Below are 23,976 nucleotides of genomic sequence, written 5' to 3'. Positions count from 1 at the left end.
TCATCCCTTCACCGCACCGGCGGTGACGCCGGCGACCATCTTGCGTTGCACGATCAGGAAGAACACCAGTGCCGGCACCGTGAACAGCGCCGAGGCGGCCATCGCGCCACCCCAGTCGGTGCCGAACGCGGTCTGGAACCCGGACAGCCACACCGGCAGCGTCTCGCTGTCCTGGCTGCGGATCAGCACCTTGGCGAACAGGAACTCGTTCCACGCCGTGATGAACGCGAACACCGACGTCGCGACGAGGCCCGGTCCCAGCAGAGGCAGCGTGACCTTCTGGAACGCGCCCCACCGGCCGCAGCCGTCGACCATCGCGGCCTCTTCGAGCTCGATCGGGATGCCGTTGACGAACCCGCGCAACGTCCACGCGCAGAACGGCAGCGTCACCGCGAAGTACACGAGGATCAGCGACGAGAGGTGTTCGTAGAGCTGCAGGTCCCGCATCATCAGGAAGATCGGGATCAGCAACGCCTCGAACGGCGCCATCTGTGCCACCAGCATCAGCAGCACGAAGCTCTTGCGGCCGCGGAACGCGAAGCGCGACATGGCGACCGCCGCGGTGATGCCGATGACGATCGCGGCGAGCACCGCGGTCAGCGTCACCAGGAGGCTGTTGCCCAGCGAGGACAGGAAGCCCGGCTTGGTCCACGCCGTCACGAAGTTCGTGAACGTCACCGAGAACGGGATCAGGTCGTAGTCCGACGTGATCGTCGAACCCTTGGGCTTCAGCGCCGTCGTGATCATCCAGTACGTCGGGAAGAGGAAGAACAACGCGAGTACGAGACCAACGACGTTGGCTGCGGACTTCTTCAGCATCAGATCTTCCCCTCCTCGGTCTGCAGGAGCTTGCGCAGGTACTGGAACGTGATCAGGCCGAGGATGAGCATCATCAGCACGGAGATCGCGGCCGCGATGCCGAAGTGGCTCTTCGCGATGCCTTCCAGGTACTGCAGCACCGGCAGCGTCGTGCTCTCACCGCTGGGACCGCCCTCGCGGAACACCCAGATCTGGGCGAAGACCTTGAAGTCCCACAACGTCGACAGGAACGTCACCATCATCAGCAGCGACTTGATCTCCGGCCACGTCACCGCGCGGAACGTCTGCAGGCCCGTCGCGCCGTCGATGCCCGCCGCCTCGTAGAGGTCGCGGGGGATGCCGACGAGTCCGGCGTAGAGGGAGAAGGCGAGGAAGGGGATCGCCTGCCAGATGATCAACAGGCCGACGACGGACAGCGTCGACGTGCCGGAGGAGAACCACGAGTAGCCGGCGAAGGAGTCGAATCCCAGCTGCACCAGCGTCTTGTTCAGGATGCCGTAGTTCTGGTCGAACATCCACTGGTAGACCGTGGTCGACGCGAGGATCGGCATCGCCCAGGCGCAGAGCATCGCGATCTGCAACGCGACCCGCACCCACGGCGTGAGCACGCGCATCAGCAGCGCGATCCCCAGACCCGCGCCCACCGAGGCGCCGACGACGGCGACGGTGAACACGACGGTGCGCAACGAGACGGTCCAGAACCGCTCGTCCCGCAGCACCGTCACGTAGTTGTCGAAGCCGGTCCACACGATCTCGCCGCGGACCAGTTCACCGAGGTTGAGCTGGCGGAAGCTCGTCACGAACACCGAGACGACCGGCCAGCCGATCAGCCAGAGGATCGCGATGAGTGCGGGAGCCAGCAGCAGGTAGGGCAGCGACCTGTCGAAGGCGCTGCCCCGGCGGCGGCGCTTGCGCGCCCCACCCGTCACGGCAGGCGGCAGCGCCGGAGGGAGGTCCCCTGCCGGCGCTGCCGTTTCGGTCGTTTTGACGGCCGTCATCTCAGCTTGGCTAGGCCATGGCCTTGGTGATGGCTTCGCTCGCGTCCTTCGTTGCCTGGTCGAGCGACTTGGCACCGGTGAGGTACGCGGTCAGCGCGTCCTTGAGCGGGTTCTGGCCCGCCTCGACGGCCGCCCACTTCGGCGTCACCGGGGTGACCTTGCCGTTGGGGGAGGAGTCCGCCATGGCCTTGCCGATCGCGTTGCTGGCGAGCTTGGCGGTGTCCTTCGAGGTGCCGGGAACCGCGCCGCCCTCGGCGAGCATGTCCTGGTACTTCTTGGACGACAGCAGCGCGAGGTACTTCTTCGCGGCGTCGGCGTTCTTGCTGCCCGCCGGGATGGCGAGGTTCGAGCCGCCCAGGAACACGGGGGCGGCCGAGCCGGCCTTCTTGGACGGGATCGGGAACGCCGAGGTCTTGTCGGCGAGCTCCGGCTTGGCCTTCACGGCACCGGCGAGCTCCCACGGGAGGCCGACCATCATGCCGACGTTGCCCGTGCCGAAGACCTCCATCTGCTGGGGCTTCGCCTCGTCGATGTCAGCCGGGGCCTTCTTGGTGGCCGACGCGTCGTAGAGCGCCTTGTAGGCCTCGAAGCCCGCCTTGGCCTGCGGCGTGTCGAGCGTGCCCGTCCACTTGCCGTTGTCCAGCTTGGCGATGTCGCCGCCCTCGTCCCAGATCAGCGAGAGCAGGAAGTACCAGGACTGACCCGGCAGGTACAGCGCCTGGAACTCCGGGTTGGACGCGTTCGCGGCCTTGAGCTTGTTGATCGCGTCGAGCCACTCGGCGCGCGACGTCGGCGGCTGCGCGACGCCCGCGGCCTGGAGCAGGTCGGTGCGGTAGATGACGGTGCGGTTCGCGGCGTAGAACGGAACGCCGTACTGCTTGCCGTTGAGCGTCAGCGAGTCCTTCAGACCGCCGAGCCACTCACCGCCGTTGAACTGAGCGTTGTCCGCGGTCAGGTCGGCCAGGGTGCCCTGGTCGGCGAAGCTCGCGGTCTGGGTGTTGCCGAGCTCGATGACGTCCGGCGGCGTGCTGCTGGCCAGCGCGGTCGTCAGCTTCTCCTGGATGCCGGTCCACTTCTGGACCTCGTACTTGACCTTGATGCCGTTCGCTGACTCGAACTCCTTGTTCAAGGCGTCGGTCAGGGTCGTCGGCGCGGAGCCGTCCATCAGCCACACGGTGATCTCTTTGGTCTCCGTGCCGCTACCGCTCGTGCTCGTGCCACAACCTGACACGGCCACTGCCAGCGCGGCGGCACCGACAGCGAGTCCTCTCCAGCCCTTCACAGTTCGCGCCCTTTCACCAAGCCCGGCACTCGGCCGGAACGTCCAAGTGGTGTAGACCAATGCGGAACAGCGTGTGCTGCGTCACCGCGTCTGTCAAGCGCGTTGCCAATACGTTGCGAAGTCATCGGACCAATTTCAGGTCGGATGCGGGGGTTCGGACGCACGAATCGGCACGGACAAGGCATCCTTGTGGTGCGTGACATGGAGTGCGAGGAGGAGGCCATGCTGGAGACGACGCCTGCATCAGGCGTGGACGCCAGGACGCGTGCGCAACGCGAACCCAAGTACTGGGGTCTCAAGCGGCACCTGCTCGACCTGTTGAGGGCGCTGCCGCCCGGTTCGCCGATCCCCACGGAACGGTCGCTGGCCGCGGAGTTCGACGTCTCCAGGACGACCGTCCGCCAGGCCCTGGCCGAGCTGACGGTGGAAGGCCGGCTGCTCCGAGTGCAGGGCAAGGGCACCTTCGCGGCGGAACCCAAGGTCGCCCAGAGGTTGCAGCTGTCTTCGTACACAGAGGACATGCGTGCCCAGGGCCGCGTGCCGTCGTCCAAGCTCATCGAGGCCTCGGAGATGCCGGCGGAGGCCGAGCTCGCCCGGTACCTCGGCGTGCGTCCCGGTGCGAAGGTGCTGCGCCTGCACCGCCTGCGCCTCGCCGACAACGAGCCGATGGCCATCGAGACGACCCACCTCGCGCTCGGCCGCTTCCGCGGGCTGCGCCGGTACCTGGCGCCCGGCGCCTCGCTGTACCAGGTGCTGTCCGAGCGGTTCGGCGTCGAGATGGGACACGCCGAGGAGACCATCGAGACCGCGCTCGCCTCGCCCGAAGAGGCAGAGCTGCTCGGCGCCGACATCGGCCTGCCGATGCTGTTGCTGTCGCGGCACTCGTTCGACACCGAGGGCAACCCGATCGAATGGGTGCGCTCGGTCTACCGGGGTGATCGGTACAAGTTCGTGGCCACGCTGAACCGGCCGTCCTGATCGGCGGCGCATGATCGCCTGGGGCACACCTCGTGCCCGCTGGGTGCTCACCACGACGATCCTGGGCTCGGGCATGGCGATGCTCGACGGCACGATCGTCAACGTCGCGCTGCCCCGGATCGGCGCGGAGTTCTCCGCGTCGGTCACCGACCTGCAGTGGATCCTGAACGGGTACCTGCTCGCGCTGGCCTCACTGATCCTCATCGCCGGTTCCCTGGGCGACAGGTTCGGACGCCGGCGGGTCTACGTGATCGGCGTGATCTGGTTCGGCGTGGCCTCGCTGCTGTGCGGTGCCGCGTGGAACGTGCCGGTGCTCGTCGCCGCCCGCGTGCTGCAGGGGGTGGGCGCGGCGTTGCTGACTCCGGGCGCGCTCGCGATCCTGCAGTCGACGTTCAACCGGGAGGACCGGTCGCGCGCGATCGGCGCGTGGTCCGGGCTCTCGGGGGTCGCCACGGCCATCGGGCCCTTGGTGGGCGGTCTGCTGGTGCAGGCGTGGTCCTGGCGGCTCGCGTTCCTGGTGAACCTGCCGGTGGCCGCGCTCTGCGTGTACCTGGCGCTGAAGTTCGTGCCGGAGTCTCGCGACGAGTCGGCTGGCCACCCCAACTACCTGTCCGCGCTGGTCGGAGCGTTGGGGCTGGCTTTGTTGACAGGTGGGATTGTTGAACAATCCTACGTTGTGACAATTCTCGGGTTGCTCGCCATGATCGCGTTCGGCGTGCTGCAGAAGCGGTCCGCCGACCCGCTGGTCCCGGTAGAACTGTTCAACAATCGAACGTTCCTACTGTCCAACGTTCTGACGTTCCTCGTCTACGCGGCGCTGGGCGGCGTGATGGTGCTGCTCGTGCTGCAGCTCCAGATCTCGATGGGCTACTCGCCGACGGCGTCGGGCCTGGCCAGCGTGCCCATCACGATCATCATGCTGCTGGCGTCCTCGACGTCGGGACGGATCGCCCAGCGCCACGGCCCGCGCCTCCAGTTGGTCGCGGGCCCGATCCTCGTGGGCGTCGGCATGCTGTTGCTGCGCAATGCCGCGCCCGGCGCCTCGTACCTCACCGGTGTGCTGCCCGGCGTGCTTGTGTTCGGCATCGGCCTGGCGATCGTGGTGGCGCCGGTGACCGCCACCGTGCTCGCCTCCGCCTCCGATCACCACGCGGGGGTCGCGTCCGGCGTGAACAACGCCGTCGCCCGCACGGGCAGCCTGCTCGCCATGGCCGTGCTGCCCGCGGCCGTCGGTCTGACGGGCGACGACTACGCGAACCCGGCCGTGATGACGGACGGCTGGCAGATGGCCCTCGTGCTGTGCGCGGTCGCGGCGATCGTCGGCGGTCTGCTGGCGTTCGGCGTGGACAACCGCGTGCTCGCCGCGGCGCCCGAGCAGCACGAGACCCCGCACCCCGGCGAGTGCCTGCACTGCGGCGTGGAGGGCCCGCCGACGCACGTCCGGTCAGGTGGCGAGAACCCGCGCCAGTAGTCCGGGATCGACGTTGCCGCCGGACACGACGGCCACCCCGCCGCCGAGTTTCTTCTGCGCGGCCACGGCGACGGCACCGCTGGGCTCGGCGACGAGCCGCGCTCTGCGGGTGAGGCCGGCCACCGCCTGGAGGATCTCGTCCTCCGACACCGTGATCACGTCGTCGACGAACGCGCTGATGTGGGCCCAGGTCAGGGCCGAGGGCTCGTCCCTGAGGGCGTCAGCGACGGTCTGAGCGCGCCGCAGCGGGTCCCAGCGCACCAACTCGCCCTTCTCGAGCGACTCCGCGATGTCGGCGGCCAGCGCGGGTTCGGCGCCGACGACGCGGACGTCCGGGCGCAGCGACTTGATCGCCGTCGCCACGCCGGAAATCAGCCCGCCGCCGGACATCGGCACCACGACGGCCTCGACGACGGCCTCGACGACGGGCAGGTCCTCGATGATCTCCAGGCCGATCGTGCCCTGGCCGGCGATCACGTCGGGGTGGTCGAACGGCGGGATCAGCGCCGCGCCGCGTTCGGCGACGAGGGCCTCGGCGCGCTCGACGCGTTCGGTGATGCCGACGATGAAGACCTCGGCCCCCAACGCCTTCGTGGCCTCGATCTTGACCGCCGGGGTGTTGTCCGGCATCACGATCGCGGCCGGGACGCCGTGCAGCCGGGCCGCGAACGCCACGGCCTGGGCGTGGTTGCCGCTGGAGTAGGCCACCACCCCGTTGGAGCGGTTCTCCAGGCGTGCCAACGCGTTCAGCGCGCCGCGCAGCTTGAACGCGCCGACCGGCTGCAGCGACTCCGGTTTGAGCCAGCCGGAACCGAACGGCAGCAACGGCGTGCGCACCACGTGCGGTGCGATGACCTCCGCCGCCGCACGGATGTCTGGGAGCGCGATCATCCGAGGATCGACGCGAGCAGCGAGGGCTCGATGTTGCCGCCCGACACCACCGCGACGACCGGACCGTCCGGCAGCTTCCGGTTCAGGTACGCGGCGACGGGCACGGCACCGCTCGGCTCGGCCACGACCCGCGTGCGGCGGGCGATCTGGTTCACCGCGTCGCGGATCTCGTCCTCGGAGACGGTGATGAAGTCGTCGACGTACTCGCTGATGTGGGCCCAGGTCAGCTCCGAGGGCTCGGCGCGCAGGCCGTCGGCGCTCGTGCGGGCGCGGTCGTGCGCGTCCCAGCGCACCAGCGAGCCCTCGGCGAACGAGGCGGCGGCGTCGCCGGCCAGCTCGGGTTCGACGCCGACCACGCGGACGTCCGGGCGCAGTGCCTTCACCGCCGCCGCGACGCCGGAGATCAGTCCGCCGCCGCTCACCGGCACCAGAATCGTTGCCACGTCGGGAAGGTCGGCGCAGATCTCCAGGCCGATGGTGCCCTGGCCGGCGATGACGTCCGGGTGGTCGAACGGCGGGATCAGCGTGGCGCCGCGCTCCTCGACCAGTTCGTAGGCGCGCGACTCGCGCTCGGTGATGCCGACGACGAACACCTCGGCGCCGTGCGCGCGCGTCGCGTCGATCTTCAGCTGTGGCGTGTTGTTCGGCACGACGATGGCCGCCGGCATGCCGAGGATCTTGGCCGCGTAGGCGACCGCTTGCGCGTGGTTACCGCTCGAGTACGCCACGACACCGCGGGCGCGATCCTCGGAAGGTATGCGGGACAACGCGTTCACCGCGCCGCGTTGCTTGAAGGCGCCGATCGGCTGCAGGTTCTCCGGCTTGATCCACAGACCGGAGTCGAAGGACAGCAACGGGGTGCGGACGACGTGCGGTGCGATCGCGGCGGCGGCCGCGCGGACGTCCTCGAGGGTCACCAGGCGCATGCGTTGATGATGCACGTCACCGGCACACAACCGGTGAACTGTGCCCAACGTCCTACCTGTGTCATGTCTGATAAGGAGAAGATCACCCCCGTCAAGCTCGTCGCGAGTGTGCTCGCCGCCGCCACTGCGGCCGTGCTGAGCCTTCGCCTGAACCTCGTCGGCACCGTCATCGGCGCGATCCTCGCGAGCCTGGTGACCACCGTGGGTGCCGTGTTCTACCAACGGTCGATGGAACGCGAAAAGCGTTGGCAGGTAATCGCCGTCGGCGGTCTGCTCGTCTTCGTGGTGACCGTCCTCACCGCGACGAGCGTCCAGCTCGTGACCGGCACACCCGTCACGGCCGATTCCGGCAAACCGTCCACAAGCACCCACACCGAATCGCACATCGAGACGCACACCGAGACGACGAAGACCGAAACGATGACCGTGACGGTCCCTCCGAGCACGTCCGGACAGTCGGCGCCCGAAAGCACGACGAGCGCGCCCTCGACGACGTCGACAGAGTCTCGACAGCCGACCGACAGCTCGACGCCGCCGTCAACTGTCGACCCCATTCGGTGATCACGTCACTACGTTGAGCGATAGTTAACTGTCAATTGCTACGCAGCGCAGTTGATCTGTCGTGAGCTGTGACACACTTCGTCCACGTTCGAGGTCGGGCGTCATAGCTACCTGGCCCATAACTTCACTCGAACGGGCGTAAGAATTCGGTCCGAAAGAGACCAGAGGAGGCGCAATGAGGCTCGTGGCACGTCCGCTTGAGCCCGGCGCCCGCCGTGAGTTCGACAACGCCTGTGAGGCCGAGAGGCAACCAAGGACGGGAGGGGTGGGGCGACCCCTGCCGCCGCCCCACCACCCGTCCCCCTAGAGCCCCCGAGAGAGGTCCCTGCAACCGATCTCTCGGGTACCCCTGCACCCGAAAGTGAGGGAGACGCCTGATGAACCGCACGAGTGCGGCCCGTGTAACCGGTGCCCTGTTGCTCGCCACCGGAGTCGTCACTGCTCTCAGCGTACCGGCGTTTGGCGCGCCTGCCGCGCCTGCCGCCCCAACCGGTTCGGATACGGAGAGCTACCCGGCCGAATTGCTCCAAGCGGTCGAACGTGATTTGGGCCTGAACGCTGATCAGGCGCGCGTCCGGTTGGCGTCTGACCACCAAGCGGCCGGTCTGGCGGAGCAAGCGAAGTCCTCGCTGGGCGACGCGTTCGGCGGAGCGTGGATCGACCAGGCGAGCGGCAGGCTGACCGTTGCCGTGACCAGGCCGGGACTCTCCGTGACCGGCGCCGACACCCAGGTGGTGAAGAACTCACTGAGCCAGCTCAACGGGACCAAGTCGGTCCTCGACCTCATGAGCGCCCCCGCGAGCATCACCAGCTGGCGGGTCGACGAGAAGTCGAACAGCGTCGTCGTCGAGGTCAACAAGAACACCCGGGACGCGGCCGCGGACAAGTGGATCGCGACCGCCCAGGGCATCAGCGGAGCGGTCCAGGTCACCGAGGTGACCGAGAGCCCGACCCCGCTGTACGACCTGCGCGGTGGTGACGCCATCTACATGGGCGGCGGCCGCTGCTCGCTCGGCTTCTCGGTGAGCGGTGGCTACGTCACCGCGGGCCACTGCGGCCGCACGGGCACCGCTGTCTCCGGCTACAACCGCGTCGCGCAGGGCTCGTTCGCCGGCTCGGTGTTCCCCGGCAACGACTACGCCTGGGTGCGCACGAACGCGAACTGGACCCCGCGTCCGTGGGTGAACCGCTACGGCGGCGCGAACGTCATCGTCCGCGGCAACACGGAGGCCGCTGTCGGCGCCCAGATCTGCCGTTCGGGTTCGACGACCGGATGGCGCTGCGGCACCGTCCAGGCCAAGAACCAGACCGTGAACTACCCGCAGGGCTCGGTCCGGGGCCTCACCCGCACCAACGCCTGCGCCGAGGGTGGCGACTCGGGTGGTTCGTGGGTGGCGGGCTCCGGCTTCGGCCAGGCCCAGGGCGTGACGTCCGGCGGTTCGGGCAACTGCTCGTCCGGCGGCACCACGTTCTTCCAGCCGCTGAACCCGATCCTGTCGCGCTACGGCCTGAGCCTCACGCGCGGCTAGGCACTAGCTGAACTGCACTGATCGTTTCGAGAGCCCGTACCAGAAGCCTTCAACGCTGGTACGGGCTTTCTCGTCGCTCGCAGCGCCGAGCGCCACGAACAACGGCGCGAAGTGCTCGGTCCGCGGATGCGCGATCCCGGCCGCCGGGGCCTTCCGCTGGAAGTCGAGCAACGCGTCCACGTCGCCGTCCGCGAGCTGCCGGTGCGCCCAGTCGTCGAACTCCTTCGACCACGACGGCGGCTCGTAGTCCGGTCCGGCGGGGAAGTTCACGCAGCTCAGGTTGTGCGTCATGAACCCGCTGCCGACGATCAGGACGTTCTGGTCGCGCAACGGGGCGAGCTTGCGGCCGATCGTGTGCAGCTCGCGCGGATCGAGCGTGGGCATCGACATCTGCAGCACCGGCACGTCGGCGTCCGGGAACATCTCCTTGAGCGGCACGTAGGCGCCGTGGTCGAGCCCGCGCGCCTCGTCCTGCTCGACGTGTCCGCCGAGGAGCTTGCGGACGTCCTCGGCGAGCTCCGGCGCGCCCGGCGCGGTGTACGTGACCTCGTAGTAGCGCTTCGGGAAGCCCCAGAAGTCGTAGACCAGCGGCACTGTCGTGGTCGCGCCGATGGTCGTCGGCGCCTCCTCCCAGTGCGCGGAGACCATGAGCACGGCCTCCGGGCGCGGGAGGGTGGCGGACCAGTCCCTGAGCTCTCTGGTCCACGTCTCGTCGTCAGCCAGCGGGGGAGCCCCGTGGCTCAGGTACAGCACAGGTGCGCTCACGTCATCGAGCGTACGCCAGTTTGTTCAAACTTCAACGACTAAGTTCGAATTTGAACGACTCGGCGGCCTTGCGCGGGTCCTCGGCGTCGGTGATGGCCCTCACGACGACCACGCGGGTGGCTCCGGCCTGCTTGACCTCGGCGAGGTTCGTGAGGTCGATGCCGCCGATCGCGAACCACGGGCGCTCGGACGTCGTGGCGCGGACGAGGCCGAGTCCCGGTGCGGGACGGCCCGGCTTGGTCGGGGTCGGCCAGCACGGGCCGGTGCAGAAGTAGTCCACGCCGGGTTCCGCGGCGGCCTCGCGCATCTGGCCGACGTCGTGGGTCGAGCGGCCGATCACCACGTCGTCGCCGATGATCCGGCGGGCGAGCGGGACGGGCAGGTCGTCCTGGCCGAGGTGCAGCACGTCGGCGTCGACGGCGTGGGCGATGTCCGCCCGGTCGTTGACGGCGAGCAGCTTCCCGTGGCGTTCGGTGGCCTCGGCGAGGACCTCGATCGCCGCGATCTCCTGCTTCGCCTCGAGTGACTTGTCCCGCAGCTGGATGATGTCGACGCCGCCCGCGAGGGCCGCGTCCGCGAACTCGGCCAGATCAGGCCGGTTCGGCGTGCAGAGGTAGAGCGTCGCGTCGGCGAGTCGTTGCCTGATCAGGTTTCCGTCGAGTCCTGGCACGTACGCACGTTAACCGTTATGTTGAAGTCGGTCCGCACGGGAGCCTGGAGAACACCGGGCTGAGAGGGAGCGTGGTTCGCTCCGACCGTCGAACCTGATCCGGGTCATGCCGGCGCAGGGAGCGTGAATGCCTTGAGCAGTGTGGAAGTGGCCGTCCGGGGTGGCGGTGTCATCGGTCTGTCCGTGGCTCTGGCGGCGGCACGGGCGGGGTTCTCCGTTTCCGTGTTCGACGAGGGCTCGCCGCATGCGGGCTCACGGGTCGCGGGCGGCATGCTGGCGCCGCTGACGGAGGCCTGGCCGGGCGAGGAAGCCGTGGTGGCGCAGGGCGTCGAGGCGCTCGCGATGTGGCCTTCGTTCGCCTCGTCGATCGGGGTTCCGCTGTTCACGGCGGGCACGCTGGCGGTCGGTACGCAGCCCGGTGACCTCGCGGACCTGCGGCACGCGGGGGAGTTGCTGACCTCGCGGGAGATCCGGGCGCTCGAACCGTCGCTGGGGCCGGCGGTGCGCGGTGGTGTGTACGCCTCCGGCGATCTGGCCGTGGACAACCGGGTGCTGCTTTCCGCACTGTGGAAGGCATGTCTGGACGCCGGTGTCGTGTCCTCAGTGGACGGACGGGTGACGGTGATCGCGGCCGGGGCGTGGAGCGGCTCGCTGCACCCGGCGCTGCGGGACGTGATCCGGCCGGTCAAGGGCGAGATCCTGCGGCTGACGCACAGGTCCGGCGCTCTGCCACCGCCGCGGCACACGATCAGGGCGCTGGTCTCCGGTCGTCCGGTGTACCTGGTGCCGCGCGACGACGGCCTGGTCGTCGGCGCGACCCAGTACGAGGCCGGGTTCGACACGGACGTCTCGGTGGCGGGCGTGCGGGACCTGTTGCGGGACGCGGAAACCGTGCTGCCGGGCATCGCCGAGTACGCGCTGACCGAGGCCGCCGTCGGGTTCCGCGCGGGCAGCCCCGACAACGTGCCGGTCGTGCGGTGGCTGGAACCGGGCGTCATCGCCGCGACGGGCCACCACCGCAACGGCCTGCTGCTGGCCCCGCACACCGCTCGGCTCGTGGTCGAGCTGCTTCAGGGAGGAAGTTCGTGAAGGCACAGGTGAACGGCACGTCCCGGGAGCTGGCCGACGGCACGTCGGTGGCCGCGGTCGTGACGCTGGTGGGGGCACCCGAGAAGGGCGTGGCCGTGGCGCTCGACGGCGCCGTGGTGCCGAAAACGTTGTGGGAGGAGACGATCGTGCCGGACGGCGGCGTGGTCGAGGTGCTGACCGCGGTCCAGGGAGGCTGACGTGGACGATCCGCTGATCATCGCGGGCCGGGAGTTCCGGTCCCGGCTCATCACCGGCACCGGCGGTGCCGCGAACCTCTCGGTGCTGGAACGGGCGCTGGTCGCGTCCGGCACCGAGCTGACCACCGTGGCGCTGCGCCGGGTGGACTCGGCCGGCCAGACCGGCGTGCTGGAGTTGTTGCGGCGCTTGGGAATCGAGGTCCTGCCGAACACCGCGGGCTGCCGCACGTCCGCGGAGGCCGTGCTGACCGCGCAGCTCGCCCGGGAGGCGCTGGAGACCAACTGGGTCAAGCTCGAGGTGGTGCACGACGAGGAGACCCTGCTGCCGGACCCGGTCGAGCTGCTCGACGCGGCCGAGCGGCTGGTGCGGGACGGCTTCGTGGTGCTGCCCTACACGAACGACGATCCCGTGCTGGCGCGCAAGCTGGAAGACATCGGCTGCGCGACCGTCATGCCGCTGGGCTCTCCGATCGGAACGGGTCTCGGCATCCGCAACCCGCACAACATCGAGCTGATCACCTCCCGCGCGTCGGTTCCGGTGGTGCTCGACGCGGGCATCGGCACGGCGTCGGACGCGGCGTTGGCGATGGAACTCGGCTGCTCAGCGGTGCTGCTGGCCACGGCGGTCACGCGCGCGCAGGACCCGGAACGGATGGGCGCCGCCATGCGTTGTGCGGTCGAGGGCGGACGACTGGCGCGGTTGGCTGGAAGGATTCCGCGGCGCTTTTGGGCCCAAGCGTCTTCGCCGGGTCTCTGAGGTCGCTACCGTGGGTACTCACGTGTTGGGGGATGATTGAGAACTACCTGAATCCCGCCGAGGAGGACGACTAGCCGTGACGGCCCCCATTGACGCCGAGGTCGAGGACGCGACCGCGCGCCTGTACCTGGCGATCGGCCGGCTGGCCCGGTTGCTGCGACGCACCGGTTCCCCCGGACTCGGCCCCGGCGCGGTCTCCGCGCTCGCCACGCTCGCACGCTGCGGCCCCATGCGCCTCGGCGACCTGGCGACCAAGGAGGGCGTGGCGCCCCCGACGCTGTCCCGCATCGTCGCCGCGCTGGTCGAGGCCGGGTACGTGAAGCGCGAACCCGACCCGCAGGACGGCCGCGCCTGGCTCGCCACGCCCACGCCCGAGGGCGAGACGATGGTGTCCGGCGTGCGGTCCGCGCGGGTGCGTGAGCTGCAACGAAGGATCGAGCAGCTCACGCCCGAGCACGTGGCCGCGCTGGTGAACGCGCTGGATGCGCTGGAGACCCTCGTCGGCGAGGAGTCGAAGTAGCGGCCGCTACCGGTCGAGCCTCCAGAACGGTGAGACCGGGCCCGCGCCGCCACCCAGCGGATAAGCGGCCGCGACGGACTTCACGATGAAGTCCTTGCCGAACCGCACGGCTTCCGGCACCGACGCACCACGCGCGAGCGCCGAGCTGATCGACGACGCGAGCGTGTCACCGGAGCCGTGCGTGTGGTTGGTGTCGTAGCGCGGGCCGGGCAGCTCGATGAACTCGCGGCCGTCGTAGAGCAGGTCGAGGCACTCCGGGTCGTCCCACATGTGGCCGCCCTTCACGAGCACCCACTCCGGGCCCATGGCGTGCAAAGCCTCGGCCGCGACCCGCTGGTCCGCGCGGTCCTTCACCGCGATGCCGGTGATCAGCCGCACCTCGTCGAGGTTCGGCGTCACCAGCGTCGCGCGCGGGAAGAGCAGGCCGCGCAACGCGTCCAGCGCGTCGTCGGCGAGCAGCTGGTTGCCGTGCATCGACGCCGAGACCGGATCGACGACCAGCGGCGTCCGGCCGCCCCGCCCGATCCCGACCCGGTCGAGTGCCGGCGTGACCGCCTCGATGATCTGAGCCGACGCGAGCATGCCGGTCTTCGCGGCCTGCAGGCCGATGTCCTCGGCGACCGAGATGATCTGCGCCGCGACGACGTCGGCCGGGATCTCCGAGACTCCCGTGACGCCCAGCGAGTTCTGGACCGTCACGGCCGTGAGTGCGACGCAGCCGTGCACTCCGCACGCGAAGAACGTGCGGAGGTCGGCCTGGATCCCCGCACCACCGCCGGAATCGCTTCCGGCGATGGTGAGGGCCCTGGGTGGGGTCGAGGTCACGAAGTCTCCACGACCGGGAGGTAGACCTTGTTGCCCGTGTCGGCGAACTCGCCGGACTTCTCCGCCATGCCCGCCTCGATAGCCTCCACTGTGGACAGTCCGCGTTCCTCGGCGTAGCGCCGCACGTCCTGCGTGATCTTCATGGAGCAGAACTTCGGCCCGCACATCGAGCAGAAGTGCGCCGTCTTCGCCGGTTCCGCGGGGAGCGTCTCGTCGTGGAACGAGCGCGCGGTGTCCGGGTCGAGCGACAGGTTGAACTGGTCCTCCCAGCGGAACTCGAAGCGTGCCTTCGACAGCGCGTCGTCCCAGTCCTGGACGCCGGGGTGGCCCTTCGCGAGGTCGGCGGAGTGCGCGGCGATCTTGTACGTGATCACGCCGGTCTTCACGTCGTCGCGGTTCGGCAGGCCGAGGTGCTCCTTCGGCGTGACGTAGCAGAGCATCGCGGTACCGAGCCAGCCGATCTGCGCGGCACCGATCGCGGACGTGATGTGGTCGTACGCCGGCGCGATGTCCGTGGCCAGCGGCCCGAGGGTGTAGAACGGCGCCTCGCCGCACCACTCCTCCTCGAGCCGGACGTTCTCGGCGATCTTGTGCATCGGCACGTGGCCGGGGCCCTCGATCATCACCTGGACGTCGCGGGCACGGGCGATGTGCGTGAGCTCGCCCAGGGTCTTGAGCTCGGCGAACTGCGCCGCGTCGTTGGCGTCCGCGATGGAACCGGGCCTCAGCCCGTCACCCAGCGAGAACGTCACGTCGTAGGCGCGCAGGATGTCGCAGAGCTCCTCGAAGTGCGTGTAGAGGAAGCTCTCCTTGTGGTGCGCGAGGCACCACGCGGCCATGATCGACCCGCCGCGCGAGACGATGCCGGTGACGCGCTTGGCCGTCAGCGGCACGTACCGCAGCAGCACGCCCGCGTGCACGGTCATGTAGTCGACGCCCTGCTCGCACTGCTCGATCACCGTGTCGCGGTAGACCTCCCACGACAGCTTCGCCGGATCGCCGTTCACCTTCTCCAGCGCCTGGTAGATCGGCACGGTGCCGACCGGGACCGGCGAGTTGCGCAGGATCCACTCCCGCGTCTCGTGGATCCGCTTGCCGGTGGACAGGTCCATGATCGTGTCGGCACCCCAGCGGGTCGCCCACACCATCTTCTCGACCTCGTCCTCGATCGACGACGACACCGCGGAGTTGCCGATGTTGGCGTTGATCTTGACGAGGAACTTCTTGCCGATGATCATCGGCTCGGCCTCGGGGTGCTTGCGGTTCAACGGAATGACCGCACGCCCGATGGCGACCTCTGCGCGGACGAACTCCGCGTCGAGGTTCTCCCGCGTCGCGACGTAGCGCATCTCCGGGGTGATGATCCCGGCCTTCGCGTACGCGAGCTGGCTGACAGCTCCGTTGATCGGTTCCCGTGCGGCGACCCACCCCGACCTCAGGTCAGGGAGTCCACTGTGGACGTCGATGGTCGCGTTGTCGTCGGTATACGGACCGGAAGTGTCGTACAGATCGACATGCTCGCCGTTGGTCAGCTCCACCCTGCGGTAGGGCACGCGGATGTCCGAGGACACTTCGCGGTACACCTTGCGCGAGCCCGAGATCGGGCCGGTGGTCACACTGGGCTTGACCGAACGGTCGTCAAGTGCCGTCACGACATTCCTCCCTACGCCGGCATTACCCGGTCAGGTTCAGGCGGTCGGTGACACCGGCACAGCAGCCAGTCACCCTCTCAGCCCGCTTCAGGCGCGAGCTCCCGCGTTCTTGTTGAGTTGTCGAGAACTGACCATAGTCAGAGCGCGCCGTAGCTGCCAAGGGCGTCGTTTGCCCCTAATCTCTTCCTCGTGGCTGATCACCAGCCGTTCCCGCCCGGCGCGCGTCGCGGTCAACGTCCCGCCGTGGTCTCGGCATGCCCTTCCTGCGGAGAACTCGCAGGTCGCGGCTACCCCGACTGCGGCTTCTGCGCGGAGCTGCTCGACCAGTTCTGGCTCGCGGACTGGGAGGCCCTGCGGATGTCGTCCCAGCTGGCGGACCGCGAACTGGCCGAGCTGGTCACCTCCGCCGACGTCGGCCAGTACCCGTGGACGTGCGTCGACTGGGCGATGACGCTGCTCGCGTGCTCCCGGTGCGGTGCCGAACTGGGCACCGGGCCGGTCGAGTGCGTGCGGTGCGCGGTGACCGAGGAACGCCGGTGGAACTGGGACCACTCGGCGCACCCGTCCACGATGAGCGCGAACGAGCACCTGTTACGAGTCGCCCGCGCCGCCCTGCGCGCACCTCACCGGCGTCGTCCGGCCGTGGTGCGGGCCTGGCAGCTGGTGCTGCCGTTCCTGATCGCCGGTGAGGTGATCGAGTTCGGCCGGCTGGACCGGATCCGCGCGCACGTGCTGGCCGGCGGCTACGCGTCGATGGCGGCCTGCCACACCTTCGCCGAGCTGGCCGGGTTGCCCGAGCTGTTCTGGCGCCGGGGCGACCGGGTCTCAACGCGGGTCGAGTACCAGCCGGACTCCGAGCGCCAGCAGCACGCCGCCCGACAGCTTCTCGAGAGCCGGGCGAACCCGCGGGCGGCTGAGCCAGCCGCGGATGGTGTGCAGGATCGACACGATGACCAGGTACCAGACGGTGTCGATGACGACCCAGAACACGGCGAGGAAGAGCAGAACCCCCTGGCCGGCCTCCCCGGCAGGCACGAACTGCGGTAGGAACGAGATCGCGAACACGCCGAGCTTCGGGTTGGCCAGGTTCACGACCAGCCCGCCGCGGAACGCGTGGCTCGCGGGCGGCGGCGCGGCGCCGGGCAGGCTCTTGCTGATCAGGGCCTTGACGCCCAGGTAGATCAGGAAGACGGCTCCCGCGATCCGGAGCGTGTGGAAGGCGATCTCGGACGCGGTGAGCAGCACGCTCAGGCCCAACGCGGCCGCGACGGCCCAGCAGGCGACGCCGACCTCCATGCCGAACACCGTCGCCAGCGCGGCCTTCCGCCCGTGCACCGACTGTCGCAGGACCATTGCCGTGCCAGGTCCGGGCGACAGTGCGATGAGGAACGAGGCCGCGACGAAGGCGACGATGTTTTCGATGGGCATGCGTCGATGGTCGCTGGTGGCCGCAATTTCTTTTTGCCGGAAGCGGCGGGTTGACCTGGAGCGCGCTCCAGGATGTTCGCTGGCCGCATGACCTTGGAACTGGGGAAGTTGGGTTTCGGCACGTGGGCCATGGGTGGGCCGTTCTCGGGCCCGGACGGCCTGCCGGTGGGCTGGGGACCGGCCGACGACGGCGAGTCGGTCAAGGCGTTGCGGCGCGCGGTGGAGCTGGGCGTGACGCTGTTCGACACCGCGGACGTCTACGGCTGCGGGCACGCGGAGACCGTGGTGGGGCAAGCGTTTGCGGACCTGCGTGACCAGGTGTTGATCGCCACGAAGTGGGGCTGCGGGTTCGACGCCTCTTTGAGGCGGATGACCGGCAACGAGGGGTCGGTCGAGTACCTGCGCCGCGCCGTCGAGGGGTCGTTGCGCCGCCTGGGGACCGACCGGATCGACCTCTACCAGCTGCACGTCGGTGATCTCGGGCTGGAGGAGGCCGCGTTGCTGCGCGACGAGTGCGAAACGCTGGTGGCCGCGGGCAAGATCCGGTCCTACGGGTGGAGCACGGACGACGCCGAGCGGGCGCGGTTCTTCTGCGAGGGGGAGCACGGGATCGCGGCGCAGGCCGACATCAACCTGCTGTTCGACAACCCGGAGATGTACGCGGGCGACTTCGCGGTGCTGTGCCGCAGGCCGCTGGCGATGGGACTGCTGGCGCGGGAGACGTTCGGCGTGCTGCCCGCCGACGACGTGCGCGTCACGAACCCGTCCTGGCTGCGGTTCTTCGTCGACGGGCGGCCGTCACCGGAGTACTTCCGGGCGCGGGAGGCCGTGCGGGACGTGCTGACGTCGGGCGGGCGGACGCTGGTACAGGGCGCGCTGGCGTGGTTCTGGGCGCGTTCTCCCCGGCTGGTGCCGATTCCGGGCATCCGGACGGTGGCTCAGGCAGAGGAGAACGCGGGGGCGCTGGAGTTCGGTGCGCTGACGGCGGACGAGCTGGCGCAGGTGGAGTCGGTGCTCCGGCCTTAGCGGCTCAGTCGTCGTCCTCGTCGAAGTTCGCGGGATCGGTCGGGTCCCAGGAGAGGCCCGGCTGGTTCCACTCGTTGTCGCGCAGCATCCGCTTGGCCTCCTTCCGGTACCGGCCGATCAGGCGGTCGGTGTAGAGGTAGCCGTTGAGGTGGTCCGTCTCGTGCTGCAGGCAGCGCGCGAAGAAGCCGGTGCCCTCGACCTCGATCGGCTGACCGTCGACGTCCTGCCCGGTCACCTTCGCCCATCGGGCGCGTCCGGTCGGGTACGCCTCGCCGGGCACGCTCAGGCAGCCCTCGAAGTCGTCGTCCGGGTCCGGCATGGTCTCGGGGACCTCGGAGGTCTCGAGGACCGGGTTCGCGATCACGCCGCGGTGCTGGACGCCCTCGTCGTCCGGGCAGTCGTAGACGAAGACGCGCAGGTCGATGCCGATCTGGTTGGCCGCGAGCCCCACTCCGCGAGCGGCTGCCATCGTCTCGAACATGTCGTCGACGAGGGTCTTCAGCTCGGTGTCGAACTCGGTGACCTCGCGCGTCGGGTTGTGGAGCACGGGGTCGCCGGCGATGCGGATGCGATGGACGGCCATGGTCAGACTTTAAGCCGTCCAAAACTGTCGGTGTCGCGCGGTAGGTTGGAACGATCACATGATTGAATTGCCCGCACCTGAGATGGTGTGGCGACCGTGGGGAGCCAGATGGATCACGCCGAGACGCTCACCTCCGCTGACGGGCTGACCAGCCGCGAACGCACGATGCTCGCGTTCGAGCGCCAGTGGTGGAAGTACTCGGGATCCAAGGAACAGGCCATCAGGGAACTGTTCGACATGTCGGCGACCCGCTACTTCCAGCTCCTCAACGCCCTGGTTGAGTCCGAGGCCGCGTTGGCGGCCGATCCGATGCTGGTCAAGCGGTTGCGCGGCGTGCGGACAGGCCGTCAGAGGGTTCGCGCACGCGCCAGGAGCACCGAGGACTGATGACCTCCCCCGAGTCCGCAAGCCCGTCCCGTCCGGCCAAGGCCGCCGGCTTCGCCCTGCTCGGCGTCGCCGCGGTGGCGTTGGTGATCGGTGTCATCAGCCTGTTCGGCGGTGACTCCGACGCGCCACCGGTCGCTGAGGGGACGTCCACCGCGCCTCCGGCGCAGACCACCACTTCCGAGCAGCCACCCGCGTCCACACCGTCGTCCACACCCTCGTCGGCGCCGCCCGCCGTGACGACGACGGCCACACCGTCGGCGCCGGCCTCGTCCGCGGCCGTGCCCCCGCCGCCGGTCACTCCGCCCGGGGTCGCGAAGGTGCCGGTCCGGGTCTACAACAACTCGACAGTGGTCGGGCTGGCGTCGACGGCCTCCGACGACGTTCGTGCCAACGGGTGGACCGTCGCGGAGACCGGCAACTACTCGTCCGGCACCATTCCGACCACCACCGTCTACTTCCGGCCCGGTACCGACGAAGAGGCTTCGGCCCGGGAGCTCGCCGCGGTGCTGCGGGCACGGGTCGAGCCCCGGTTCGACGGCATCCAGTCGGCTGCCGCCGGGATCATCCTGATCGTCACCAACGACTACCAGGGTGCCGCCAAGAGCAAGTAGGTCAGCGTGCCGCGTAGGCCGCCAGCGCCGCGAGCTGTGCCGGCTCCAGTGACGGGCGGACCGTCTGCCTGGCCTTCGCCAGGTGGGCCTGCGTGACCTCGGCCGCCTCCAGGGACTCGCGCATCGCCGTCAGCGCGGCTTCCCGGACCAGGGCGGCGCAGTCCGCGGCCGAGTACATGTCCAGCTCGGCGGCCAGCGTGGCGAGATCCACGTCGTCCGCCAGCGGCGTGTTGCGGGAGGCGGACTTCAGGATCTCCGTCCGGGCGTCGGCGTCCGGTGGCGGGACGTAGACGAGGCGTTCCAGGCGGCCCGGTCGCAGGAGGGCTGGGTCGATCAGCTCGGGCCGGTTCGTCGCGGCGATCACCACGACGTCGCGCAGGGGTTCCACGCCGTCCAGCTCGGTCAGCAGGGCCGCCACCACGCGGTCCGCCACGCCGGCGTCGGAGGACTGACCCCGGCGCGGGGCCAGCGCGTCCACCTCGTCCAGGAAGACCAGGGCGGGGGCGGCGTCCGCGGCGCGGCGGAAGAGTTCCCGGACCGCTCGTTCGGACTCGCCCACGAACTTGTCCATCAGCTCGGCGCCCTTGACGGTCAGCACGTTCAGCTGGCCCGAGCCCGCGAGCGCGCGGACGAGGAAGGTCTTGCCGCATCCCGGCGGGCCGTAGAGCAGGAGGCCGCGCGGGGGTTCGACGCCCAGGCGGGCGAACGAGTCCGGGTAGCGCAGCGGCCAGAGGGCGGCCTCGGTCAGCGACTGCTTGACCTCCTTCATGTCGCCGACGTCGTCCAGCGTCAGGCCGCCGGTCTGGACGGTGTCGCTGGCGGACATGGAGATCGGCCGGACCGTGCCGAGGGCAGCCAGCAGATCTTCCTGCCCCACCCGGGGTTCCGCCACGTCGCGCTGGCGCAGCGCGGCGCGGACCGCCGCTTCCCGGCGCAGCGCGCAGAGGTCCGCCGCCACGAAGCCAGGGGTGCGGGCGGCCACCTCGCCGAGGTCCACATCGGACTCCAGCGGGACGTCGCGGAGCAGCACCCGCAACAGTTCCGTCCGGCCCGACGCGTCAGGGAGGGGAAGCGTCAGCTCGCGGTCCACCAGGTCCGGGGCGCGCAGGCGCGCGTCGACCGACTCGGCCCTGGCCGAGGTGACCACCAGGGCGAGGTTGGGCCGGGCGATGGCCGTGCGCAGCATGTCCAGGACGACGGTCGCGACCGGCGGGGGTGCCGTGGGCAGCAGGGCGTCGATGTCGGTGAGGAGCAGGACCGTGGGCTGCTCGGGAACGCCCGCGATGGCGTCACCCAGCTGCTTGGCCATGGCGCCCGGTTCCAGGACGGCGATGCTCGGTGCGGCCAGCTCGACGACCGAGGCGTCCACCGCACGGGCGACCGCGCGGACCAGCGTCGCCTTGCCGACGCCCTCCGGTCCGCTGACCATGGCGGCGAGGCGCGCGGAGGCGCCCAGCTTCGTGAGGAGCTCGGGCTGCCGGAACATCAGCTCCAGCCACTCGGTCAGGCGACGCGCCTGCTCCCGCTGGCCCACCAGGTCGGCGACGGGCAGCGCGTCGTGCTTCTCCTGCACCACCACGGGAGTCACCTCGGCGGCGGGCGCCGAGGCCGACCGCCAGCCCACGACACTCGACGGCTGGACGGCCACCGGCCCCGCCGGATCGGTGGAGGTGATGGTGATGAGCTCGTTGGTCCACGTCATGCCGATGGCGTTGGACAGCTTGCGGCGCGTCTCGGAGAGGTTCGCACCGGGCGGCGGCGCGAGGTCCTGGGGAAGCAGCGAGACGTTGTCCCCGACCGTGAGCACCTTGCCGGTCAACGCCATGCGCACGTGGTCCGGCGTCAGCGCGGTGCTGGCCAGCCGCGAGCCCGCGACGGTGATCGACCGGGCGGCAGCCACCTGCACCGGTGCCACGACGATCTCGGAGCCCTCGACCACGCCGAGGTTGGTGAGCGTGACGTCGTCGACCAGCACCACACCCGGCGGCTGCTCACCGGCGGCGGCGAGCGCGGCACTGACGCGGGCGCCAGTCAGCTTCACCGCGTCCCAGGCCCGCAGGCCCAGGGCGTCGAGCACCTCGGGGTGGAGCCGGACAACGCCGCGCCGGGTGTCCAGTGCGGACGGGGACAGACGAGCCGTCAGCGTGATCACCCCGACGACTCTAGTTCCTCCAAAGACTCCGGCCCGGAGTCTGTTAGAGAGCGATCAGCGCTTGGGCTGCCGACGAAGCCCCAGCTGCCGCCAAGAACGGCGACGTCCGTTGGTGCCGGGAACCGTGCTCTCCGCCGCAGCAGCGACAGAGCCGTCACGCCGAGGCCGACGCACCGCTCGCATGGCCGCACCAGCCACACGGCCGCGCAAAGGCTGACGCAACCCGAGCCGACGAGCAGCCACCCCGTGCGCCCGCTTGATAGCCCGGCGATCAGCCCCGGTGACGGTCCAAGCCTCAGGGTGCTTCGACAACCACATGTACCGCCGCACCGAGTAAGGCAGGTGAGCCAGGTACACCACCATCGCGATGATCAAAGCCACCAACGGATAGGTGATCACAGCGGCAGCCAGCAGCCCGACGACGACCAGCAGAGGCGCGACCGCGCGCGGCGGCACCTTCACCGTTTTCACGGACAGCGTCGGAATGCGCGACACCAGCAGCATCGCGACCACGACGGTCCACACCCCGACGGCAACCGGCGAGTTCCACCAGCCGTCCGTCCGGATCTGCTCCTCGATGATCAACGGCAGCAGCAACAGCAAACCGCCGGCCGGAGCCGGGACGCCCACGAAGAACTCCTTCGCGAACGGCGGCTGTTCCTTCTCCAGCAGCGTGTTGAAGCGGGCCAGGCGGACCACCATGCAGACGGCGAAGATCAGCGCGATGAGCCAGCCGGCGCGGCTGCCCTCGAACTTCCACAGGTAGATCGCCAACGCCGGGGCGACGCCGAACGAGATGGCGTCGGCCAGCGAGTCGAGCTCCGCGCCCATCTTCGACGTCGCGTCCAGCAGGCGGGCGATTCGGCCGTCCAGGCCGTCGAAGACGGCGGCTGCCGCGATCGACGCGATGGCCGCGCCCCACATGCCGACGTTCGCGAAGTGCACGGCGGACAGGCCCGAGCACATGGCCAGGACCGTGATCGCGTTCGGCAGCAGGCGAACGCCGGGCCCGCTGGGCGCCATCAGGCCTCCGGAAGCTCAGCGAGGACGGTCTCCCCGCCGATGGTGCGCTGGCCGGCTTCGACCAGGACGCGGCTGCCGCGCGGGACGTAGAGGTCCACGCGCGAGCCGAAGCGGATCAGGCCGTAGGTCTGGCCTGCGGCGACCTTCTCGCCCTCGGCGACCTCGCAGACGATGCGGCGGGCGACCAGGCCGGCGATCTGGACGACGACCAGGTCGACACCGGAGGTGGTCCGCAGCCACACGGTGTTGCGCTCGTTCTCCTCGGAGGCCTTGTCGAGGTCGGCCGAGAGGAACTTGCCGGGGTGGTACGAGACCTGGACGATCTCGCCGTCCGCGGGCACGCGCTGCACGTGCACGTCGAAGACCGACAGGAACACGCTGACGCGCGTCATCGGCTCGGTGCCGAGGCCGAGTTCGGCGGGCGGGACGGCGTCGACCACGTGCGAGACGGTGCCGTCGGCCGGGGCCACGGCGAGGTTCGGGCGGGTCGGCGTCACGCGCTTCGGCTCGCGGAAGAACCACGCCACCCACGCCGTGACCAGGCCGAGGACTACGCCCAGGCGCTTGAAGCGCAGCCGGACGAGGAGGGTCGCGATCGCCGCACCGGCGACGAACGGGCGCCCTGCCGGGTGCATCGGCGGCACCATGCCGCGCGCGAGTTCGAGGAAGTGGGAGACGGGCTTCTCGCTGCTCATCGTGTCTGTGGGTTCCGTAGCTTCCGTGGATTGTCGGGCGGCACAACGCTACGGCAACACGCCAAACCGCCCAGCGGGACTGCCGGGAATGACAAGTGGCCGGTCGGCCCGTGCATCCCCCGACGAATGCACGGGCCGACC

At 69.7% G+C, this 23,976-nt stretch carries 25 protein-coding genes and 1 riboswitch; of the genes, 11 read left to right on the top strand and 14 right to left on the bottom strand.

Translation table 11 applies throughout. From position 1 onward, the window contains the following. From ACRSBM_RS37930 to ACRSBM_RS37920, 3 genes are read right to left on the bottom strand one after another with little or no spacing between them, the layout of a single operon-like run. On the bottom strand, window positions 1-819 hold the full coding sequence (locus ACRSBM_RS37930) for a carbohydrate ABC transporter permease (RefSeq protein WP_434451480.1): 819 nt from the start codon (window positions 817-819) through the stop codon (window positions 1-3). Further along, window positions 819-1,817, bottom strand: a complete 999-nt coding sequence (locus tag ACRSBM_RS37925) for a carbohydrate ABC transporter permease (protein WP_434451477.1) — start codon at window positions 1,815-1,817, stop codon at window positions 819-821. Before ACRSBM_RS37925 ends, ACRSBM_RS37930 begins: the two co-directional genes overlap by 1 nt. Before the next feature lie 10 nt (window positions 1,818-1,827). Beyond that, window positions 1,828-3,099, bottom strand: coding sequence for a sugar ABC transporter substrate-binding protein (locus ACRSBM_RS37920; protein ID WP_434451474.1), 1,272 nt, complete (start codon window positions 3,097-3,099; stop codon window positions 1,828-1,830). A gap of 222 nt (window positions 3,100-3,321) precedes the next feature. Here ACRSBM_RS37920 and ACRSBM_RS37915 point away from each other — a divergent pair, with 222 nt between their 5' ends. Together ACRSBM_RS37915 and ACRSBM_RS37910 are read left to right on the top strand one after the other, a co-directional pair. Continuing rightward, window positions 3,322-4,077 (top strand): GntR family transcriptional regulator, encoded by a 756-nt coding sequence (locus ACRSBM_RS37915; protein ID WP_030480591.1) that lies wholly within the window; start codon window positions 3,322-3,324, stop codon window positions 4,075-4,077. Between the two features lie 10 nt (window positions 4,078-4,087). Then, window positions 4,088-5,548: an MFS transporter gene (locus ACRSBM_RS37910; protein ID WP_434451471.1), complete on the top strand. Its 1,461-nt coding sequence runs from the start codon at window positions 4,088-4,090 to the stop codon at window positions 5,546-5,548. Here ACRSBM_RS37910 and ACRSBM_RS37905 read toward each other — a convergent pair. Together ACRSBM_RS37905 and ACRSBM_RS37900 are read right to left on the bottom strand one after the other, a co-directional pair. Further along, a complete protein-coding gene (locus ACRSBM_RS37905) occupies window positions 5,522-6,439 on the bottom strand; it encodes a threonine ammonia-lyase (protein WP_434451468.1) in 918 nt (305 codons plus the stop codon). The two genes, ACRSBM_RS37910 and ACRSBM_RS37905, sit on opposite strands and share 27 nt — an antisense overlap. Beyond that, window positions 6,436-7,365, bottom strand: a complete 930-nt coding sequence (locus tag ACRSBM_RS37900; RefSeq protein ID WP_434451466.1) for a threonine ammonia-lyase — start codon at window positions 7,363-7,365, stop codon at window positions 6,436-6,438. Before ACRSBM_RS37900 ends, ACRSBM_RS37905 begins: the two co-directional genes overlap by 4 nt. Before the next feature lie 9 nt (window positions 7,366-7,374). Between ACRSBM_RS37900 and ACRSBM_RS37895 the strand changes: the two genes are divergently transcribed. Both ACRSBM_RS37895 and ACRSBM_RS37890 read left to right on the top strand, forming a co-directional pair. After that, a complete protein-coding gene (locus ACRSBM_RS37895; RefSeq protein WP_434451464.1) occupies window positions 7,375-7,926 on the top strand; it encodes a hypothetical protein in 552 nt (183 codons plus the stop codon). A gap of 578 nt (window positions 7,927-8,504) precedes the next feature. After that, a complete protein-coding gene (locus ACRSBM_RS37890; protein WP_434451461.1) occupies window positions 8,505-9,455 on the top strand; it encodes a S1 family peptidase in 951 nt (316 codons plus the stop codon). Window positions 9,456-9,458: 3 nt separating this feature from the next. On the opposite strand, the gene ACRSBM_RS37885 is transcribed toward ACRSBM_RS37890, so the two are convergent. Next, window positions 9,459-10,220 (bottom strand): dioxygenase family protein, encoded by a 762-nt coding sequence (locus ACRSBM_RS37885; RefSeq protein WP_434451458.1) that lies wholly within the window; start codon window positions 10,218-10,220, stop codon window positions 9,459-9,461. Between the two features lie 31 nt (window positions 10,221-10,251). After that, on the bottom strand, window positions 10,252-10,890 hold the full coding sequence (thiE, locus tag ACRSBM_RS37880; RefSeq protein ID WP_434451455.1) for a thiamine phosphate synthase: 639 nt from the start codon (window positions 10,888-10,890) through the stop codon (window positions 10,252-10,254). Between the two features lie 26 nt (window positions 10,891-10,916). Next, a riboswitch (TPP riboswitch) is annotated at window positions 10,917-11,028 on the top strand. On the opposite strand from thiE, the gene ACRSBM_RS37875 reads away from it, so the two are divergent. From ACRSBM_RS37875 to ACRSBM_RS37860, 4 genes are all read left to right on the top strand, one after another. Next, window positions 11,023-11,979: an FAD-dependent oxidoreductase gene (locus ACRSBM_RS37875; protein ID WP_434451454.1), complete on the top strand. Its 957-nt coding sequence runs from the start codon at window positions 11,023-11,025 to the stop codon at window positions 11,977-11,979. Its footprint overlaps the riboswitch before it by 6 nt. Beyond that, on the top strand, window positions 11,976-12,176 hold the full coding sequence (gene thiS / locus ACRSBM_RS37870; RefSeq protein ID WP_434451451.1) for a sulfur carrier protein ThiS: 201 nt from the start codon (window positions 11,976-11,978) through the stop codon (window positions 12,174-12,176). Before ACRSBM_RS37875 ends, thiS begins: the two co-directional genes overlap by 4 nt. Before the next feature lies 1 nt (window position 12,177). Beyond that, window positions 12,178-12,933: a thiazole synthase gene (locus ACRSBM_RS37865; RefSeq protein WP_434451448.1), complete on the top strand. Its 756-nt coding sequence runs from the start codon at window positions 12,178-12,180 to the stop codon at window positions 12,931-12,933. A gap of 76 nt (window positions 12,934-13,009) precedes the next feature. Beyond that, window positions 13,010-13,453: a MarR family winged helix-turn-helix transcriptional regulator gene (locus ACRSBM_RS37860; RefSeq protein WP_307830028.1), complete on the top strand. Its 444-nt coding sequence runs from the start codon at window positions 13,010-13,012 to the stop codon at window positions 13,451-13,453. A 6-nt stretch (window positions 13,454-13,459) separates the two neighbouring features. Here ACRSBM_RS37860 and thiD read toward each other — a convergent pair whose 3' ends face one another. The 3 genes from thiD to ACRSBM_RS37845 all read right to left on the bottom strand — a co-directional run bounded on the left by thiD (window position 13,460) and on the right by ACRSBM_RS37845 (window position 17,358). Further along, complete coding sequence (gene thiD, locus ACRSBM_RS37855; RefSeq protein ID WP_434451445.1) at window positions 13,460-14,278, bottom strand: bifunctional hydroxymethylpyrimidine kinase/phosphomethylpyrimidine kinase; 819 nt, start codon at window positions 14,276-14,278, stop codon at window positions 13,460-13,462. Next, window positions 14,275-15,930, bottom strand: a complete 1,656-nt coding sequence (thiC, locus tag ACRSBM_RS37850) for a phosphomethylpyrimidine synthase ThiC (RefSeq protein WP_434451442.1) — start codon at window positions 15,928-15,930, stop codon at window positions 14,275-14,277. Before thiC ends, thiD begins: the two co-directional genes overlap by 4 nt. An 825-nt stretch (window positions 15,931-16,755) precedes the next feature. Beyond that, on the bottom strand, window positions 16,756-17,358 hold the full coding sequence (locus ACRSBM_RS37845; protein ID WP_434451439.1) for a LysE family translocator: 603 nt from the start codon (window positions 17,356-17,358) through the stop codon (window positions 16,756-16,758). Window positions 17,359-17,445: 87 nt separating this feature from the next. Between ACRSBM_RS37845 and ACRSBM_RS37840 the strand changes: the two genes are divergently transcribed. After that, the gene (locus ACRSBM_RS37840) at window positions 17,446-18,384 is read left to right on the top strand and encodes an aldo/keto reductase (RefSeq protein WP_434451435.1); all 939 of its coding nucleotides are present in this window, start codon (window positions 17,446-17,448) and stop codon (window positions 18,382-18,384) included. Between the two features lie 4 nt (window positions 18,385-18,388). On the opposite strand, the gene ACRSBM_RS37835 is transcribed toward ACRSBM_RS37840, so the two are convergent. Beyond that, window positions 18,389-18,967 (bottom strand): peptide deformylase, encoded by a 579-nt coding sequence (locus tag ACRSBM_RS37835; RefSeq protein ID WP_434451433.1) that lies wholly within the window; start codon window positions 18,965-18,967, stop codon window positions 18,389-18,391. A gap of 108 nt (window positions 18,968-19,075) precedes the next feature. Here ACRSBM_RS37835 and ACRSBM_RS37830 point away from each other — a divergent pair, with 108 nt between their 5' ends. Together ACRSBM_RS37830 and ACRSBM_RS37825 are read left to right on the top strand one after the other, a co-directional pair. Next, window positions 19,076-19,354 (top strand): DUF3263 domain-containing protein, encoded by a 279-nt coding sequence (locus ACRSBM_RS37830; RefSeq protein WP_434451431.1) that lies wholly within the window; start codon window positions 19,076-19,078, stop codon window positions 19,352-19,354. Further along, the gene (locus ACRSBM_RS37825; RefSeq protein WP_434451429.1) at window positions 19,354-19,965 is read left to right on the top strand and encodes a LytR C-terminal domain-containing protein; all 612 of its coding nucleotides are present in this window, start codon (window positions 19,354-19,356) and stop codon (window positions 19,963-19,965) included. Before ACRSBM_RS37830 ends, ACRSBM_RS37825 begins: the two co-directional genes overlap by 1 nt. 1 nt (window position 19,966) lies before the next feature. Here ACRSBM_RS37825 and ACRSBM_RS37820 read toward each other — a convergent pair whose 3' ends face one another. Genes ACRSBM_RS37820 through ACRSBM_RS37810 form a run of 3 tightly spaced genes read right to left on the bottom strand, consistent with a single transcriptional unit; the run spans window position 19,967 to window position 23,835 of the window. After that, entirely contained in the window at window positions 19,967-22,117 is a 2,151-nt protein-coding gene (locus tag ACRSBM_RS37820) for an AAA family ATPase (protein WP_434451426.1), read from the bottom strand. 54 nt (window positions 22,118-22,171) lie between these two features. Continuing rightward, window positions 22,172-23,140, bottom strand: a complete 969-nt coding sequence (pssA, locus tag ACRSBM_RS37815; RefSeq protein WP_434451424.1) for a CDP-diacylglycerol--serine O-phosphatidyltransferase — start codon at window positions 23,138-23,140, stop codon at window positions 22,172-22,174. Next, on the bottom strand, window positions 23,140-23,835 hold the full coding sequence (locus ACRSBM_RS37810; protein ID WP_434451421.1) for a phosphatidylserine decarboxylase: 696 nt from the start codon (window positions 23,833-23,835) through the stop codon (window positions 23,140-23,142). The genes pssA and ACRSBM_RS37810 overlap by 1 nt, the downstream gene beginning before the upstream one ends. Between the last annotated feature and the right edge of the window lie 141 nt (window positions 23,836-23,976).

It is taken from the genome of Lentzea xerophila, from assembly GCF_051094245.1.
GTDB classification, from domain to species: domain Bacteria; phylum Actinomycetota; class Actinomycetes; order Mycobacteriales; family Pseudonocardiaceae; genus Lentzea; species Lentzea xerophila.
This window is presented reverse-complemented; position numbering and strand designations above follow the sequence as displayed.